The sequence below is a fragment of the Blastococcus litoris genome, from assembly GCF_003075095.1.
GTDB lineage: Bacteria > Actinomycetota > Actinomycetes > Mycobacteriales > Geodermatophilaceae > Blastococcus_B > Blastococcus_B litoris.
This window is the reverse complement of sequence record NZ_QCZF01000013.1, coordinates 46,948-62,766: the sequence shown is the minus strand read 5'-3', so window position 1 is coordinate 62,766 and position 15,819 is coordinate 46,948. Positions and strand designations below refer to the sequence as shown.

The following is a 15,819-nucleotide window of genomic DNA, read 5'->3' as shown; positions in this document are numbered from 1 at the left end:
GTACGGCCGGTTGGACACGCTACTAGCTGCTCTAGTAGACAGTGCCAGACCGGCCGCTGCTCCGCTACGAGCAGCGGGCGTGACCCGGGATCCTGGGCGGTGACTGCAGGCGCCGCACCGGCCGCACGCTCAGACTTCGGTCACCCGCTTCGCAAACCGACAGGTAGCGCCACCCGGCAAGGAAAGGCCCGCCATGACTCCCGCTGAGTGGTCCGCAATGTCGGACTCGCTGTTCAGCGCCGCCATCGCCGTCTATTCGATTGCGGTGCTGATGTTCAGTGCCGAACTGGCCTTCGGGCGCCACGGCAGCGTGCGGGCCAGCAGGCACCCCGCCACTGTCGAGGTGCCTGTCGGCGCTTCGTTGCCGAGGGCCGAGCGCCGGATCGGTGAGGAGTCCCCGCCGCCGAACGCGAGGAGCGCGTCGACGCATCGGTGGGGGCTGGCGGGTCTGGCGCTGACAGCGTTGGGCGCAGTGCTCCACGCGGGGGTGCTCGTCACCCGGAGCGCTGCCACGGGCCGGGTCCCCTGGGGCAACATGTACGAGTTCGGAACGGCGTCGGTGCTCATCGGCGTCGTCGCCTACCTCGTGGTAGCGACACGAGTCCCTGGAGTGCGCCGCATCGGCGCCTTCGTCCTCGGCCTTGCGATTTTCGGCCTGGCGTTGATCGGTCTCTACCTGTACGCCGCCGCCGGTCCGTTGATCGCAGCGCTTCGGTCGGACTGGCTCGCAGTGCACGTCTCCGCGGCCATCATCTCCTTCGGGATCTTCATGGTCAGTGGGGTAGCCAGCGCCCTCTATCTCGTCCGGATCCGCCATGAGAAGCGGAACCCGGACGACGACGCCCGGCCTCGGACAGGACTCGCGGGCAGGCTGCCGACGGTGGCGGCGCTGGACCGCGTCGCGCACCGCACCGCCGTCTTCGGCTTTCCGATCTGGACATTCGCCGTCATCGCCGGGGCAATCTGGGCCGAGAGCGCGTGGGGTCGCTTCTGGGGCTGGGACCCCAAGGAGACATGGGCCTTCATCTCCTGGGTGCTGTACGCCGTGTACCTGCATGCCCGTACGACCGCCGGGTGGCGCGGTAAGCCGGCGGCCTGGATCAACCTCCTAGCCTTCGCCAGCCTGGTGTTCAACCTGCTCTTCGTGAACCTCGTCTCGACGGGCCTGCACTCCTACGGCGGCGTCGAATAGGACCTGCCCGGTCCAGCGTGCTCGGCACGAGGTCGCCAGGGCGTCGTCGTCGCCAACGGCGTGCTCGCCGACCGGACGACGCCTGCTGCCTCGCTGTGCGCCCCGCGGAACCGTCCGGTGCGGCGCGCCGATGCCTCCTATCTCGGCTAGTAGCCTGTGCAGAGATGTGTCCTCCACCGCTGAGCTCTCTGCGCCCCTGGGATCTGTCGTGACGGACGACCCTGAACCGGCCGACCAGCCGGCGGGGGAGCAGGAGCGGGGCCTGTCGCGACGAAGGCTGTTCGGCCTGGCTGGTCTCGGGACCGCCGGAGTCCTGGCATCCGGGGGTGTCGGGGGAGTGCTCGGTCGCGCGACGGCTGCAGTGCCGTCGTCGCCGGTCGGGTTGTCATCGGCAGCTCCGGACTCCACCGCGCCGGTCGAGTTCACCGGACGTCATCAGGCGGGCATCGTGACGCCAGCGCAGGACCGGCTGCACTTCGTCGCGTTTGACGTCGTGACTGACAGCCGTGAAGAACTCGTGGCCATGCTGATGGCGTGGACGGAGGCCGCCCGGCGACTGACCGCCGGTGAGGACGTCGGCCCGCATGACACCGGTGAGGCTCAGGGGCTCCCACCATCCGGCCTCACACTGACCGTCGGTTTCGGACCAACGCTTTTCATGACGGCCGACCGCGCCGATCGTTTCGGACTCGCGGGTCGCCGCCCGGAACCCCTCGCCGAGTTGCCGATCTTCCCCGGCGACGTGCTCGATCCAGCCATCAGCGGGGGAGACCTGTGCGTCCAGGCGTGCGCCAACGACCCCCAGGTCGCTGTGCACGCCGTGCGCAACCTGGTGCGGCTGGGCGCCGGCGTCGTGCGTGTTCGTTGGACACAGCTCGGATTTGGTCGCACATCGTCCACCAGTACGGCGCAGGCCACGCCCCGCAACCTCCTGGGCTTCAAGGACGGCACGGCCAACCTGAAGGCCGAGAACGGCAGCGCACTCGATCAGTTCCTGTGGGTGGGGGAGGACGACGCAGCCTGGCTGGCAGGCGGCTCCTATCTCGTCACCCGCCGGATCCGCATGCTGATCGAGGACTGGGACCAGGTGCCCGCGTCGCACCAGGAGGCGGTCATCGGACGCACGAAGACCGCGGGCGCGCCGCTGGGTCAGCGGGGAGAGTTCGATCCGACCGACTTCGCCGCCGTCCGGCGCGGTGCCCCGGCCATCCCGCGGGACTCGCACGTCTTCCTGTCGCATCCCGCCAACGCCGGTACGGCCATGCTGCGGCGTGGATACAGCTTCGTCGACGGCACGGACGCGGCCGGTCGTCTCGACGCAGGCCTGTTCTTCATCGCCTATCAGCGCAACCCGGAGCGCGGCTTCGTCCAGGTGCAGCGCAACCTGGCAGCCGACGCGCTCAACCGGTTCATCCAGCACACGTCGTCCGCCGTCTTCGCCTGTCCGCCCGGGGTCCGTGAGGACGACGACTGGTGGGGCAGGGCCCTGTTCGAACCCTGACCCGGGCTCAGGCAGTCCTTGCCCGCTCGGCCTGCTGTTGGTCGCTGCTCGAGGGGACGGCGGGACGGAACCTGCGGACCGCCACCGTTGCGCCCGCCATCAGACCCACACCACCGAAGATGAGCAGGGCCGCGCTGAGACGGGCTATCGCGACGGGCCCGCCGGTGATGACGTTGGCGCCCCACAGGACATCGACGTCGGGCAGGCCCTGGACGAGCAGCATGAAGCCGACCAGGCCCGAGAGCATCGCCGCCAGGAGGTCCTTGCCGCTCACGGCTGCGCGGACGCCTACGGCCGTCACGGCGACGAGCACTATTGCGGGAAGTGACGCGGCGCCCAGGGACAGCGCCCGGTCTACCGCGGTAAGACCCGATTGAGGCGTGGCCAGCAGGTGCCAGACAGCTGCTCCTGCGGACGCGGTCAGTAGCGCGGCGAGCGGCCGTGCCGTGCGGCCGCGCAGCCCGGCCATCAGCCCCGCGACCGGGATGAGCAGGTAGACGGGCCACCACAGCGCCTTGCTGGGCGGTGGTGACCAGGTCAGTTCCCCCTCGACGAGTACGGCCGCGTCGCCGTAGGCGAGCGGCACCTGCCACTCGAAGACGGTGTGGTGGGAGTCCTGATCGGCGGCGACCTGCGGCGGGAGGGTGGATGACATCCAGTGCGTGCGGTGGTCGTGCCAGGAGTACTCGGGCTGCGTGGACACCTGCTGCCAGTCCGGTGTCGCCCGGGGGTCGGCGTTCGGGGGCAGGTCCGTGACGCCGTCCCGGCGAAGGTTGATGTAGGTCGCCGGGCTGTTGGCGTTGCGCCAGACGCCGTCCGGTCCGATGCGGAGGTACTCCTCGTCGGAGTAGCCGTACACGGTGACCGTCACCGATGACCCGTTGAGCAGTTCGAGGCTGTCGCCGAACTCCGTGACCTGCACGCTGACGCCCGGCATCGGTTCCGAGATGGTGAGCACGCGGCCTGCGTAGTTGCTCCCGGCTACGCCCCGGTCGGTGTGGGCCGCCGCTGGCCCGGCCCCGGCCAGCGCCAGCGCGACGACGGCGGACGCCACCAAGGAGATGCGGGCGAGCACACCCCGGACGGATCGCGATGCCACCCCGACACCGTAGGCGTGCTGGACGCGTTGGACGTTGAGCCGGCCGACCCTGCATGGCGAGCGCGGGACCGTGCGGTCAGATGCGACAGTCGAGTCAAGTGAGGCGGGACGCGTTCCGCCCGTGCTCTGTGCCGGGCGGCCTGCAAGGCCCGGCGAGCGAATCTCCTAAACTTGCTCGTAGACCGCAGTAGCGATGGCCACGAGCTGACGCCGGGCCGCTTTCCGCGCACGGCGTGCGGCGAGAGAAAGTAGGGCCCATGCGACCGTTCGGAGACCTCGAGGCCGCCATCATGCGCGAGCTGTGGGAGCGAGGAGAGCCGGCCACCGTCCGGGACGTACTGGCCGCACTCAGCGCTTCACGACAGCTCGCCTACACCACCGTCATGACCGTCATGGACAACCTTCACCGCAAAGGTCAGCTCACCCGCGAGATGAGCGGGCGCGCCTGGCTCTACCGTCCGGTCCGTACCCGTGCCGAACATGCCGCCGCCTTGCTGCAGGACGTGCTCGCCGAGTCCGGGGACCGCCAGGAAGTGCTCATGCACTTCGTCGCCGATCTGGACTCCGACAGTGTTGCCCAGCTCCGATCCGCAGTGGAAGCTGCGCGTCGTCAGGCACGGGGCAGCCGCTCATGATCGCCAGCCTGGGTCTGCTGTCCGTCGCGGCGGCGATCCTGGTCGTCGGCCCGCGGCTGGCGGCGGCGACCTGGGTGCAGCAGGCGCCGCGGCTGGCGATCATCGCCTGGCAGGCGATGACGGTCAGCGCGGTGGCCGCCGTTGTCCTGGCCGGTGTGACGTTGCTGATCCCCATCACTGTCCTGGCCGGTGACCTCGGAGCACTCATCCAGGCCTGCGCGACGAGTGTCGCTACCTCGTACGGCAGCTCACAGTTCTTGCCCACCAAGCTGCTCGGCACGTTCCTCGCCGGGGCGGTTCCGCTCTGGGTCGGGCTCACCGGCGCCCGCGTGCTTCTGGGCAGCTGGCGAACCCGCCGCCGTCTCCACCGCTCGCTGCGCCTCGTCACCGAAACCGACTCCGGGCTGGGCGTCAGTGTGCTCGACTCGGCGGCGCCTGCCGCCTTCTGCGTTCCCGGACGCCGAGCTCAGATCGTGGTCACGCGCGGCGCGCTCGACCACCTGTCGCGCGATGAGCTGAACGGCGTGCTGGCGCACGAGGCAGCCCATCTCCGCGGGCACCACAACCTGGCCGTCGCCCTGTCCCAGATCCTGGCCCGCGCCTTCCCGGGCATCCGCTTGTTCCAAGTGGCTACCCAGGAGACCCGCGAGTTGATCGAACTGCTCGCGGATGATGCCGCCCTGCGTCGCGTCAACCGGGTGGACCTGGCATCCGCCATCGTCAGTCTGGCCGAGATGAAGGCGCCAGCCGCCGCCATGGCGATGGCGCAGGACGCTGCCGTCGTCCGGATCGCCCGCCTTCTCTCGCCGCAGCCGCCTCTGGAGCCCTGGCGGTACCGCGTTGCGGTCTTCGGGGCCATGGCTGTGGTGGCAGCACCTCTGCTGATCGCCGGCTATCCGGCCTTCTGTGCCGCCCTCAGCGACCTCTGCAACATCACGTGACGAGCCAGCGGAATGCGCTGGGATCTAGTCCCTCCAACCTGAGTAGGCGAGCAGTCCTGCTCACCGGCCTCGCGGGAGCCGGCGCGCTGGCACTGGCCGCCTGTGGCGACGATCCCGAGCAGGAATCGGGCGATACCAACGACGCGGCATCCGCAGGCCAGGTGACGGTGGCCCCCGACGGGACGCAGGAGATCACCGTCCTGGTGCAGGACGACTACGATTTCCGGCCGTCCGCCTTCGCGGTGACGACCGGCCGGGTGCGGCTCACGTTGACCAGCGAAGCCAAGGAGCTGACGCACAACATCCGTTTCACACCCGGCCGCGGGCCGGCGGAGATCGAGGAAGAGATCCCCATCGTGGCGCCCGGTGAGCGCGAGACCGTCGAGTTCGCCGTCGAGCAGCCCGGGGACTACCAGTACGAGTGCTCGTTCCACGTCGCCCTTGGTCAGATCGGCACGATGACAGTCACCGCTGCCTGAAGTACGGGCGTGCTGTTGCAGCGCCATGGCCATGAGGGCCGACCCGCATCTTCATCTGCCGTCGAGCCGTGGTGGGCACGCTGAGGCGGATCGGCGCCGGGCGCAGCCGTTGGCCGACGCTCAGTGGTGCGCGGCGGCCTCGTGTGACAGGTGGGTCGACGTCTCCAGCTGGAAGGTCGAGTGCTCCACGCTGACCGGAAAGTGCTCGGACAGGCATGCCTGCAGCTGGTCCAGGACCTGGGGCGCGTGCCCGTCCTGGAAGCAGGAGTCCTCGATGACCACGTGCGCGGTGAGCACGGGCAGCTCGCTGGTGATCTGCGAGGCGTGCAGGTCGTGCACGTCGAGCACGTGTGGCACACCCAGGAGGTGGTCGCGAACCTTGCCGAGGTCGAGCCCCGGCGGTGTGGACTCGAGGAGGACGGACACCGTCTCCCTGAGCAGCTTGAGGGTCCGCGGAATGATCAGGATCGCGATGAAGATGGATGCGACCGCGTCCGCCTGCTGCCACCCGCTCAGCATGATGACGACGGCGGAGACCAGGACGGCGACCGAGCCGAGCGTGTCGTTGAGAACCTCCAGGAAGGCGGCCCGCATGTTGACGTTCGAGCTGCGGCCGCCCCGCGTGAGGATGAAGATGCCGATTGCGTTCGCCACCAGGCCGACGACCCCAAAGATGAGAACTGCCGTGGTCGCGATCTCCTCGGGCTCGAACAGCCGGCGGACGCCTTCGATCAGTACATAGGCGCCGACCGCCAGGAGCGCCGCAGCCTGCAGCGTGGCGCCCAGGACTTCCGCCCTCCGATAGCCCCAGGTGCGCCTCGGCGTCGCCGGTCGCAGCGCAAGCGTTGCGGCAATCAGCGCGATCACGAGGCCGGCGGTGTCGGTGAGCATGTGGCCCGCGTCGGCGAGGAGCGCGAGGCTGCCGGAGACCAGGGCGCCGATCACCTCCACGACCAGCACCGTCCCCGTCAGTGCGAGGACGATGACGAGCCGCCGACGGTGGTCGGCCGTTTTCGCGCCGCCGCCACCGTGGTCGTGCGAGTGCCCGCCGCTCATCGGGCCGCTACCCTCTTCTGGCTGAGCCGCCCGATGCCGGGTACGAACCGGCCAGTCCTCCCCGCGTAGTCGCGGTAGGTGGTGCCGTGGACCTGCAACAGGTAGGGCTCCTCGATGAGCCGGACCTGCAGTTCGACGGCCACGGTCAGGCAGGCGAGCGCCGCGAGGGAAAGCCAGGTGGGCACCATCAGGGCGAGACCGATCTGGACGGCCACCATGGCCGTGAAGATCGGATTGCGGACGACAGCGAACCAGCCATCGGTCACCAGGTCGGTGCGCTCGGTCTCCTTCACGCCGATCCGCCACGACGCCCCCATGCCGGTCTGCGCTGCCAGCACACCGAGGGAGCCCGTCACCGCGACGACCAGTCCGGCGATGGCCCAGTCGTCGAGTTCAGCCGACGCGGGAACCAGGTCCATGACCGCCAGAACAAGTGCCGACGCCCCCAGGATGAGCGAAACGACGAAGAGGACGCCTGCCCACCAACGCAGAGAGCCGGGCGTGCCGGAGATGCCGTGGAAGCCCGAACTGCCCGTGCGGCGGATCTGCAGCCAGGTGCGCACCCCGAACGCCAGTGCGAGCCCGGCCAGATAGACGATGAGGGCGATGACGGTCATCGCGCGGCCTTCCCGTGCGTGAAGCGGTCGCACGCCGGTGAGCAGTCGGCATCGCCGCTCCGGGTGGAGCGGGGAAGCACCGAGGCGGGGGAGCAGGACGTGTCTCCCCGCCGCCGCGGGAGCTGGCGCTCATCAGCAGCCCTCCGCCGTCTCAGGGGTGTTGCAGGCGTCCGGGTCGACGGCGAGTACGACGCCCAGCAGGTCGCCGAGCGCGTGGGCGAGCCGCGGGTCCGCCAGTTCGTAGCGGGAGCGCCTGCCCTCCGGGATCGTGACGACGAGTCCGCAGCCGCGAAGGCACGCCAAGTGGTTCGAGAGGTTCTGCCGCGTGACACCCAGCAGTTCCGCGAGTTCCGAGGGATAGCCGGGCCCTTCGCGCAGGGCTAGCAGCAGCCGGGTGCGTGTCGGGTCGGAGAGAGCGTGACCGAAGCGGGCGAGCACTTCGGCATGCAGGACTGGCATCACGTTGCCGACAATACAGCCGAGGCTGAATACAGCAAGACCTGTCTCATCCCATCAGGCGGCGGCCACCGTCTCGAGGTCCTGTGCGATCTCGTCCTGGGTATCCCCGGCCGAGAACATGACGCGGGCCAGGTCGTCGGCGCCGTACAGGTAGAGGCTCGTCGCGTGCATCGTTCCGTCGCCCTCGGCGAGCGGCACGTCGGCCACGGTCTGGGCGTTCTCCACCTCGGCCTGTGTGCCGGTGAGGCCGATGAAGCGGTTGGGCAGCCCCTGGTCGAACCGGGCGAGGTATTCACCGAGGAACTCGGCCGTGTCCCGGGCCGGGTCGGTGGTCACGAAGACCACCTGCGTGCGCTGGGCGACCTCGATGGGGACCGACTGGAGGGCGAGGGCGACATCCGCCATCGTCGTCGGGCACACGTCCGGGCAGTTCGCATACCCGAAGAAGAGCAACGTGGGCCGACCCGCGGTCTGAGCGGCGAAGTCGAACGACGTGCCGTCTTGGGCCGTCAGCGTGAACTCCGGCCGGGGCTTCGGGTCGCTGATCTCGCGGCCGGCGTACGGCCCGGCGTCGCCTCCGCCGGACACCGTCGCGACGTGCCCCTCGCCGTGGTCGGCGGCGTCCGTACTGCTGCAGCCGAGCAGTACGGCGGCCATCGCCGCCGTGGCGAGGCCGGTGAGCACTGCGCGGAGAGGGCGTCGCCTAAGCACGTTAGTAGTCTAGGTGCTGACCGGTTCGGCGAGGGCGAGGGGCCGACGGCGGTGAGCGGCTGACGGAGATGATCATCATGGGCGAGTCGGAGATGCGGGACGACGGGTCGGAGACTGCGACCGGCTCGCCGCTCTACTGGCCGCGCCTGCTGCGCCCTTGGTACCTGCTCATGCACGCCGTCGTCCTGCTGTTGTTCGTGGCCACCCTGCAACTGGGGTGGTGGCAGTGGGAGCGGTCGGCGGCCCGCGGGTGGAACGCGCAGAACACGTCGTACGCCTTTCAGTGGCCGGTCTACGGCCTGATGGGGCTGTGGTTCTACACGAAGATGATGCGGATGGAGCTCGAGCGCGACCCGGACGCTGAGGAGCCAGGATCGTCGCTGGTCCTCTATCGGCCGGCTCGCATCGACACGACCGGGGATCCGGACCTCGCTGCTTACAACGCCTACCTCGCCGGGCTCAACGAGCAGGTGCTGCGCCAGCGCCGCAACTGACGGGCTGGGTGGTGGACGAGCCGTCGGCTAGATGTCCACACCGCGTTCGCCAAGCCAGGCCGCAGGATCGGCGCGACGCCCGTCCAGGCCCCCCTCGAACACCTCGAAATGCAGGTGCGGCCCTGTCGACTGGCCCCGGTTGCCCAGGAGGGCGATCGTGTCGCCGGCCCGGACGGTCTGGCCGGCCTCGACCAGGATCCGCTCCATGTGGCCGTAGACGGTGACGTCTCCGTTGTCGTGGAGAATGTAGACGGCCAGGCCGAACCCCGAAGCCGAACCGGCCCGCAGAACCACGCCGTCGGCGGCCGCGTACTCCGGCGTCAGCATCGGTGCCGCGATGTCGAGTCCGTAGTGCATCCCGCCCCATCGACGCCCGTAGGCACTGGTGAGACGCCCCTCGACGGGCATGACGGCCTTCGGTCGGGCAGCTTCCTCGCGGGCCGCCCGGGACGCCGCCAGTTCTTGACTGCGTGCCGCGACCTCCGCGGCAGCGATCTGGGGCCGGGCATCGAACTCGGCGAGAACGTCCGCGGTGCCGTCACTGCCGAGGATCGTGTTGGCGGGCGCGTCGTGCGCGTGGGCGACGGGCGTGTCGAGCCACCAGTTGCCCTCGACGAGGCTCGCGGCGATACCGCCGACGACGACCGTGCTCAGGAGCAAGCGGGGTCGCTGCCGGAGCCCCGGTGCGGGGCGTCGCCCCAGTCGTGCAGGCCGCGGCATGCGCACTCGGCTGACTCCCGTGACTCGCGTCGTCCTCGTTGTGTATCGAGCCAATGACAGCAGATGGTCACCGCTCGGTCCCCGAAGCTGCTTAGTAGTGCGCGTGTCCTGTCACAGAAGTCCCACGAGGCTCAGAAGGACGAGGTCCCGAAGCCCGTGGCAGCCAGCCAGGAGCGGAGCCACATCATGATCGAGTCCCAGGCACCGGTGACCAGTAGGACGCCGAGAACGATGAGCAGGATGCCACCGATCCGCATGACGGTTGGAGCATGGCGCCGGGCCCAGGCGGACAGCGTGAGCGCGCGCCGGGCGCCCAGGGCTACGAGCACGAATGGAACGCCGAGACCGAGGCAGTACGCGAGGCCCAGGATTGCGCCTCGACCGGCTGAAGCCTCCGCGTAGGCCAGCGAATTGACCGCCGACAACGTCGGGCCGAGGCACGGAGTCCAGCCGAGGCCGAAGACGACACCGAGGACGGGTGCGCCGACGAGGCCGGCCGGTGGTCGGCGGGTGATGCGCCGCTCGCGCTGCAGCCAGTGAAGGCCGCCGAGGAAGGCCAGCCCCATGAGGATGGTGACAACGCCCATCAGTCGCGTCAGCAGCGGCGCCCATTCGTACAGAAGTCGCCCGAGGCCGCCGAAGAGTGCGCCGAACGACACGAACACGACGGTGAACCCCAGCACGAAGAGCAAGGCGCCAAGGGTTACTCGCCGCCGTTGATCACGAGGCGTCGTGAGGGTGGTCCCGGGTTCGGCAACGCCCGACGCCTCCTGTCGGGCTCCCGAACCGGGTATGCCGGCCTGAGCGCCGGTGAGCCCTGCGACGTAAGCCAGGTAGCCGGGCACCAGCGGGAGCACGCACGGCGACGCGAAGCTGATCAGGCCCACCAGCGCGGCCACGGCCGCGGCCAGCAGCAGGGAGCCGTCGGTGACGATGCCGGCGAACGCGTCGCCCAGTTCGCTCACCGTGGCGTCTCCTCGGCTGCCAGCTGGTCAAGGGCCCCGCGCAGGTCCTCCTCAGGGACGACGGCGACGTACACCGCGGCCACTCGGCCGGCGCGGTCGATGAGGATGGTGCTGGGGACGACGTTGGCGGGGAAGCCGCGGAACGCCATGGCTACTTCCCCGCGGGGGTCGAAGAGCGAGGGGTAGGTGACCCCGACGGAGTCGACGAACGCCTGTGCCATCTGTCGGTCGTCCTTGACGTCGACACCGAGAAACCGCACGCCGGAGTCCAAGACGTCGGCGTAGACGGCCTGGAACTCCGGGGTTTCGATCCGGCAGGGCGCACACCAGGAGCCCCAAAAGTTCAGGACCGTGACATCCCCTGCCAGGTTCGAAGAAGTGAACTCGGTCCCGTCGAGCAGTTCGCCCTCGAAGGCGGGCGCCGATTCCCGGGCGTCGATCGGGATCACCTTCCCGAGCGGGGTGCTGCCCTCGAAGTCGAAGTCGCCGGAGCTCTCGGTCGCCGTGCTGGCGTTGCTCCCGGGTTCCCCGCCGCATGCCGCCAGAGACACAGCTGTGGCGGCGGCGCAGAGGACGAGGGCCAGGCGGCGTGAGGCGATGTCAGCCAAGAGAGGTGCTCCAGAACAGCCAGAACCGCTGCAGGATCGCGGCCGCGATCAGCAGGAACCAGAGGGTGAGCACGACGCCGTGCAGGCTCCGAGCGCCGTGCACCGTGCGCGCGGCTGCAGGACGCCACCGACCGCTTGCTGCCGTTGCGTTGCGTAGGGAGACGTACCAGAACACGGGGATCGTCACGGCCCACACGACCATGCAGTACGGGCAGAGCGCACCGATGCGATAGAGGCTGCTGAAGATCAGCCAGTGCACGAAGATCACGCCGGCGGTGACGCCGAGCTGAAGACCCGCCCAGTACCACCCGGCGAGTCGGGCACCTGCCAACAGAGCGGCACCCGTGGCGGCCACGACCGCAAATCCGGCTATCCCGAGGAGGGGGTTGGGGAACCCGAAGGCCTCGGCCTGCGGGCTCGCCATGATCGGGCCGCAGCTCAGCACCGGGTTCAGGCTGCACGTCGGCACGTACTCCGGATCGGCCAGGAGTGCGTACTTCTCGACGGCAAGGACGAACGACGCCACGAGTCCTAGAAGACCGGCCACGAGGAGGAGCCAGGCCAGGCCGCGAGAATCCGGTGGTCGCGCGTCCGCTTCGGCTGCCGGCAGCTTCGCTGCAGGCGCCGCTACGAACCGCTCAGCCGGCGAGCGCAGCATCGATCAGCTCGATGAACTGGTCGGTGGTCTCGACCTCCACCTTCTCCCCGTTGAGGAAGAACGTCGGCGTGCCCTCGACCCCCAGCGCGAGACCGTCCTCGCGGTCCTGCAGCACTCGCTCGAGCGTCGCGGGATCCTCGACCGCGGAGTCGTACTCGTCCATGTCGAGCCCCATCTCCTCGGCGAACGTGCGGAAGAGGGTGGCCTTGGACTCTTGCTGCTCGCCCCACTCGGCCTGGGTCTCGTACATCCGCTGGTACATGTCCTCGAACCGGCCCTGCTGCGCAGCGGCCTCGACGGCGACGGCCGCGTTCTCGGCGTTGGCGTGCCCTGGCATCGGGAAGTACCGCGCGACGAAGGTCACCCGGCCGTCGTAGTCCTCGCGCAGTTGCTCGACGAACGGGTAAGCGGCCAGGCAGCTCTCGCACTCGAAGTCGAGGAACTCGACCAACGTCACCTTCCCGTCGGCCGCGGTCGACAGGCGGTGGCTGTTCTCACGGACGACGACCGAGTCTCCGTCTGATGTGGTCCCAGGAGCGTCGCCACGGTTGGCCACTCCGAGGAACACCGCGACGGCCACGACGAACGCGGCTACCAGTGCGGCGGAAACCTTCAGGTTGGTGCTCAACCGCTCTCCTCGATCATCCGTCCGGCGGGTCGACGCGCGACCGCTTCCAAGGGGCAGCTCCCGCCCCCTAGCCTGGACGGCCTACTCTACGAAGCTGCATAGGAGAAGATACAGGAGGCTCGCCAGCGGGTGTTCGGCTCGGAAGTGTCGGCTCCCTCTGCGTCGCCTGTCCACAGAGGTGTGGCGTCGTCGTCGCGGCCGGCCAGTTGCCGAGCCGTCTGCCGCGCACCGTTGTGAGGCGTAGCGCGTAGGAGAGGGCGGAACCGTGGGAGGTCATCCCCACTCGGGCGGATTGATGCGGATGCCCACCGAGCCGCCCACCCTGCTGCGGCTACTCACTCCGCAGTTCGACGCAACGTCGATCGTGCCCGGGCTGGCGGTGCTCGCGCTCATCGCGTACCTGCTGGGTGTCCGGGCACTGCGGCGCCGGGGACTCCCTTGGCCGTGGCATCGCACCGCGGCATTCGTCGCCGGGGTCATGACCGTGCTCCTCGTCACCGCCACCCAGGTCATGGGCTACGCGATGATGTTGTTCTCGATCCACATGCTCCAGAAGATGGCGCTGACTGTCCTCGCGGCGATGCTCCTGATGCTGGGCGCCCCGTTGAGCCTGGCGATCCGGGCTCTGCCGCGCCGCGGCTGGGGCGGTTTCGTTCGGGGAATCCTGTACCGGGCGCTGCGCAGCAGGACGGCGCACGTGCTGGCCCATCCCGTCGTGACGACCGTCATCTTCGTGGGCAGCCTCTACGGCTTCTACTTCACGCCCACATTCGACTACCTGATGCGCAGCTGGTGGGGGAACGTCCTCATGCTGCTCTTCTTCCTCGGCACCGGACTGCTGGCCTTCGGCGGAGCCTTCGCGCTCGGTCCGTGGCCGCACCGCGCCTCGCCTCCCATCCGCATCGTCGAGCTGGTGCTGCCCGGTCCGCTGCACGCCTTTTTCGCGGTGGCGCTCATGATGGCCAGCAGTCCAGTCGTCCGGACCTTTGCGAATCCGCCTCAGGGCTGGGGGGTCGACGTCATGACCGACCAGCTGGCGGCCGGCAACATCATCTGGGGCTTCGGCGAGGTGCCCAGCATCATCGCCTTCGCCATCGTCTACCTGCAGTGGACCCGCTCGGAGGAGACGCGGACAAAGGTGAGTGATCGTCGAGTCGACGCCGACCTCGAGGCCTACAACGCTCATCTGCGGCGGCTGGCCGAGGGCTCTCGCCGCAGGTAGCAGGCAGCCGGCCCGACCCTCCTCAGCCTCACTCCGAGCCCGTCGAACCATCTCGCCTGGATCTGTCTCGCTGGTACGGGTGCGAACCGGTTCCTCTGGCACCGTTATCGGGCCGTGACAACTAAGCTGCTTCGTACTACGGTTTCGTCCGGTCCTACCGAGCCGCGCGACTCAACCGGAGAGCCTCGGTCGGACACCGCCGAACTGCCCGCGCCACGCGGCCGTGCAGACCGGGGACCCATGGTTCCTGGGGTGAATCTCGTGTGACCCGGAGACGGCGCACACGAGTAGGGCGCCTTCCCGCCCGAACCCGTCAGCTAACTCGGTAGGCGGCGAGGAAGAATGGAGATTCGCCGCCTTGGCGACCCTGCTCAACCCATCCGTCGGCGCGCCCGAAGCCCCGTCCGCCTACGCCTCCGACCCGCGGCGAAGGAGGCGTAGGCGCCGCCTCGAGTTCGGAACCGTCCGCACTCATCAGCGGCGTACCTGCCTGGTCGTCGCCACGACACTGCTGGTCGTCGGTCTGTCGGATGCGACGGCGATGTCTGCTCCGGCCACTCGGCAATCCGAGCAGGACGTCCTGGCTGTTGAGATCGAACGGATCTCAGGGTTGGTGGCGGCGGCGGAGAGGGACCTGGAGCGATTCACCGTCGAGGCGGAGGCCGCGGCCGACGCATCCCGCCTCGCGCAGGCCGCTCTCTCGGAGGCGGAGACGCAGGCGGCTACCGCGGCAGTCGAGCTTGATGCGGCGCGAGCGGCCGTCGACGCGGCTCAGGAGGACGTCGCCTCTCTGGGTCGGGAAGCCTTCATGGGCGCCGACCCCCTTGGGGAGGCAGCTGCGCTCTTGGCGGCCGGCGGTCCCGAAGAGTTGATGGATCGCGCCGCGACGCTGGACATCCTTGGCGAGAGTCGAGCTCAGCGGCTCGAGGAGTTCGAGGTCATCGAGGGTCGACAGCAGCGGGCCGAGCAGGTGGCGCGGACTGCGGTCACCGAACGCGATGCGGCCGCGCGGGCGACAGCTGAGGCTGAGGCTGCGGCGCAGGCGCAGCTCGTCGCATCGCAGCAGGCCTACGACGCCGTCGCCGGCCAGAAGGCGGCCCTCGACCAGCAACTCCGTGACGCGGAGATCAGTCTGCTGGCCGCGCAGGGAGTAGCGGATCCGTCGGCTGTGCGGGACGCGCAGCAGCGCGCGGAACTCGCCGCGGCCCGCGCGGGTAGCGCCGCCCTCGTCGCCGGTCGGGTCACCTCCTGCTACGGCAGCCGATCGGGCGCCATGCACAACGGTGTGGACATCGCCGCCCCCATCGGAACCCCGATCTACGCCCCTGCCTCCGGGGTGGTTCTGGACGCGGGGCCGGCCAACGGGTTCGGCCTCGCCGTGTACATCCAGCATGCCGACGGGACCATCACCCTGTACGGCCACATCAACCAGTACTTCGTGAGTGCAGGCCAACAGGTGGCCGCAGGCCAGCAGGTCGCCGAGGTCGGCAACCGAGGGCAGTCGACGGGCTCCCACCTGCACTTCGAGACCCACCAGGGCGGGCTGTACCAGAACCGCGTCAACCCTGCGCCCTGGCTGAGTGCTCGCGGAATCACGCTCGGTGGCGGCTGCTGAACGTCGGCTGAGGCGCGTGGGGAACAGGAAGCGACCCGTGCGCGACGGAGCTGAAAGGTGACGCTCCGGAGACGGGCCTGCATCAGAACGTGACCAACCCGGTGTGGCGGTTGTGCAGCGTGTTGCCTTTGCTACTACCGGTGATAGTGGGACTCTGCACGGGCTCTTCTGCCCGCCCTCTTCCCCAGGGAGCCCCATGTCCCACCGCCGTGCGTTCCG

At 69.3% G+C, this 15,819-nt stretch carries 18 protein-coding genes and 1 riboswitch; of the genes, 8 read left to right on the top strand and 10 right to left on the bottom strand.

The window, feature by feature from the left end:
- The first annotated feature begins 193 nt into the window (after nt 1-193).
- Nucleotides 194-1,192 carry a c-type cytochrome biogenesis protein CcsB gene (gene ccsB / locus DCS98_RS21155; protein ID WP_116453457.1) on the top strand — a complete coding sequence of 333 codons (999 nt, stop codon included), beginning with the start codon at nt 194-196 and terminating at the stop codon, nt 1,190-1,192.
- Between the two features lie 208 nt (nt 1,193-1,400).
- Nucleotides 1,401-2,693 carry an iron uptake transporter deferrochelatase/peroxidase subunit gene (gene efeB, locus DCS98_RS21150; protein ID WP_241038543.1) on the top strand — a complete coding sequence of 431 codons (1,293 nt, stop codon included), beginning with the start codon at nt 1,401-1,403 and terminating at the stop codon, nt 2,691-2,693.
- Between the two features lie 7 nt (nt 2,694-2,700).
- Here the strand turns inward: efeB and DCS98_RS21145 are convergent, their stop codons facing one another.
- Nucleotides 2,701-3,792 carry a hypothetical protein gene (locus DCS98_RS21145; RefSeq protein ID WP_116453455.1) on the bottom strand — a complete coding sequence of 364 codons (1,092 nt, stop codon included), beginning with the start codon at nt 3,790-3,792 and terminating at the stop codon, nt 2,701-2,703.
- 257 nt (nt 3,793-4,049) lie between these two features.
- Here DCS98_RS21145 and DCS98_RS21140 point away from each other — a divergent pair, with 257 nt between their 5' ends.
- Genes DCS98_RS21140 through DCS98_RS21130 form a run of 3 tightly spaced genes read left to right on the top strand, consistent with a single transcriptional unit; the run spans nt 4,050 to nt 5,847 of the window.
- Nucleotides 4,050-4,427 (top strand): BlaI/MecI/CopY family transcriptional regulator, encoded by a 378-nt coding sequence (locus DCS98_RS21140; RefSeq protein ID WP_116453454.1) that lies wholly within the window; start codon nt 4,050-4,052, stop codon nt 4,425-4,427.
- Complete coding sequence (locus DCS98_RS21135) at nt 4,424-5,368, top strand: M56 family metallopeptidase (protein ID WP_116453453.1); 945 nt, start codon at nt 4,424-4,426, stop codon at nt 5,366-5,368. Before DCS98_RS21140 ends, DCS98_RS21135 begins: the two co-directional genes overlap by 4 nt.
- A complete protein-coding gene (locus DCS98_RS21130) occupies nt 5,365-5,847 on the top strand; it encodes a plastocyanin/azurin family copper-binding protein (protein ID WP_241038542.1) in 483 nt (160 codons plus the stop codon). Before DCS98_RS21135 ends, DCS98_RS21130 begins: the two co-directional genes overlap by 4 nt.
- Nucleotides 5,848-5,967: 120 nt before the next feature.
- On the opposite strand, the gene DCS98_RS21125 is transcribed toward DCS98_RS21130, so the two are convergent.
- From DCS98_RS21125 to DCS98_RS21110, 4 genes are all read right to left on the bottom strand, one after another.
- Nucleotides 5,968-6,903 (bottom strand): cation diffusion facilitator family transporter, encoded by a 936-nt coding sequence (locus DCS98_RS21125; RefSeq protein WP_116453452.1) that lies wholly within the window; start codon nt 6,901-6,903, stop codon nt 5,968-5,970.
- Nucleotides 6,900-7,520: a methyltransferase family protein gene (locus tag DCS98_RS21120; RefSeq protein ID WP_116453451.1), complete on the bottom strand. Its 621-nt coding sequence runs from the start codon at nt 7,518-7,520 to the stop codon at nt 6,900-6,902. The genes DCS98_RS21125 and DCS98_RS21120 overlap by 4 nt, the downstream gene beginning before the upstream one ends.
- A 132-nt stretch (nt 7,521-7,652) precedes the next feature.
- The gene (locus tag DCS98_RS21115) at nt 7,653-7,979 is read right to left on the bottom strand and encodes an ArsR/SmtB family transcription factor (protein WP_116453450.1); all 327 of its coding nucleotides are present in this window, start codon (nt 7,977-7,979) and stop codon (nt 7,653-7,655) included.
- A gap of 54 nt (nt 7,980-8,033) precedes the next feature.
- Nucleotides 8,034-8,690 (bottom strand): SCO family protein, encoded by a 657-nt coding sequence (locus DCS98_RS21110; protein WP_241038541.1) that lies wholly within the window; start codon nt 8,688-8,690, stop codon nt 8,034-8,036.
- A gap of 77 nt (nt 8,691-8,767) precedes the next feature.
- Here DCS98_RS21110 and DCS98_RS21105 point away from each other — a divergent pair, with 77 nt between their 5' ends.
- Nucleotides 8,768-9,184: a metalloprotease gene (locus tag DCS98_RS21105; RefSeq protein ID WP_241038540.1), complete on the top strand. Its 417-nt coding sequence runs from the start codon at nt 8,768-8,770 to the stop codon at nt 9,182-9,184.
- Nucleotides 9,185-9,211: 27 nt separating this feature from the next.
- Here DCS98_RS21105 and DCS98_RS21100 read toward each other — a convergent pair whose 3' ends face one another.
- The 5 genes from DCS98_RS21100 to DCS98_RS21080 all read right to left on the bottom strand — a co-directional run bounded on the left by DCS98_RS21100 (nt 9,212) and on the right by DCS98_RS21080 (nt 12,763).
- Nucleotides 9,212-9,844, bottom strand: coding sequence for a M23 family metallopeptidase (locus DCS98_RS21100; RefSeq protein ID WP_241038539.1), 633 nt, complete (start codon nt 9,842-9,844; stop codon nt 9,212-9,214).
- A gap of 191 nt (nt 9,845-10,035) precedes the next feature.
- Nucleotides 10,036-10,869, bottom strand: coding sequence for a cytochrome c biogenesis CcdA family protein (locus DCS98_RS21095; protein WP_116453449.1), 834 nt, complete (start codon nt 10,867-10,869; stop codon nt 10,036-10,038).
- Nucleotides 10,866-11,477: a TlpA family protein disulfide reductase gene (locus tag DCS98_RS21090; protein ID WP_241038538.1), complete on the bottom strand. Its 612-nt coding sequence runs from the start codon at nt 11,475-11,477 to the stop codon at nt 10,866-10,868. Before DCS98_RS21090 ends, DCS98_RS21095 begins: the two co-directional genes overlap by 4 nt.
- Nucleotides 11,470-12,135, bottom strand: a complete 666-nt coding sequence (locus tag DCS98_RS21085; RefSeq protein ID WP_116453448.1) for a vitamin K epoxide reductase family protein — start codon at nt 12,133-12,135, stop codon at nt 11,470-11,472. The genes DCS98_RS21090 and DCS98_RS21085 overlap by 8 nt, the downstream gene beginning before the upstream one ends.
- On the bottom strand, nt 12,116-12,763 hold the full coding sequence (locus DCS98_RS21080) for a DsbA family protein (protein WP_116453447.1): 648 nt from the start codon (nt 12,761-12,763) through the stop codon (nt 12,116-12,118). The genes DCS98_RS21085 and DCS98_RS21080 overlap by 20 nt, the downstream gene beginning before the upstream one ends.
- A 301-nt stretch (nt 12,764-13,064) precedes the next feature.
- Between DCS98_RS21080 and DCS98_RS21075 the strand changes: the two genes are divergently transcribed.
- Complete coding sequence (locus tag DCS98_RS21075; RefSeq protein WP_164704699.1) at nt 13,065-13,985, top strand: cytochrome c oxidase assembly protein; 921 nt, start codon at nt 13,065-13,067, stop codon at nt 13,983-13,985.
- Nucleotides 13,986-14,172: 187 nt separating this feature from the next.
- A riboswitch (cyclic di-AMP (ydaO/yuaA leader) is annotated at nt 14,173-14,332 on the top strand.
- Between the two features lie 11 nt (nt 14,333-14,343).
- Nucleotides 14,344-15,600, top strand: a complete 1,257-nt coding sequence (locus tag DCS98_RS21070) for a M23 family metallopeptidase (RefSeq protein ID WP_241038536.1) — start codon at nt 14,344-14,346, stop codon at nt 15,598-15,600.
- The last annotated feature ends 219 nt before the right edge of the window (nt 15,601-15,819 follow it).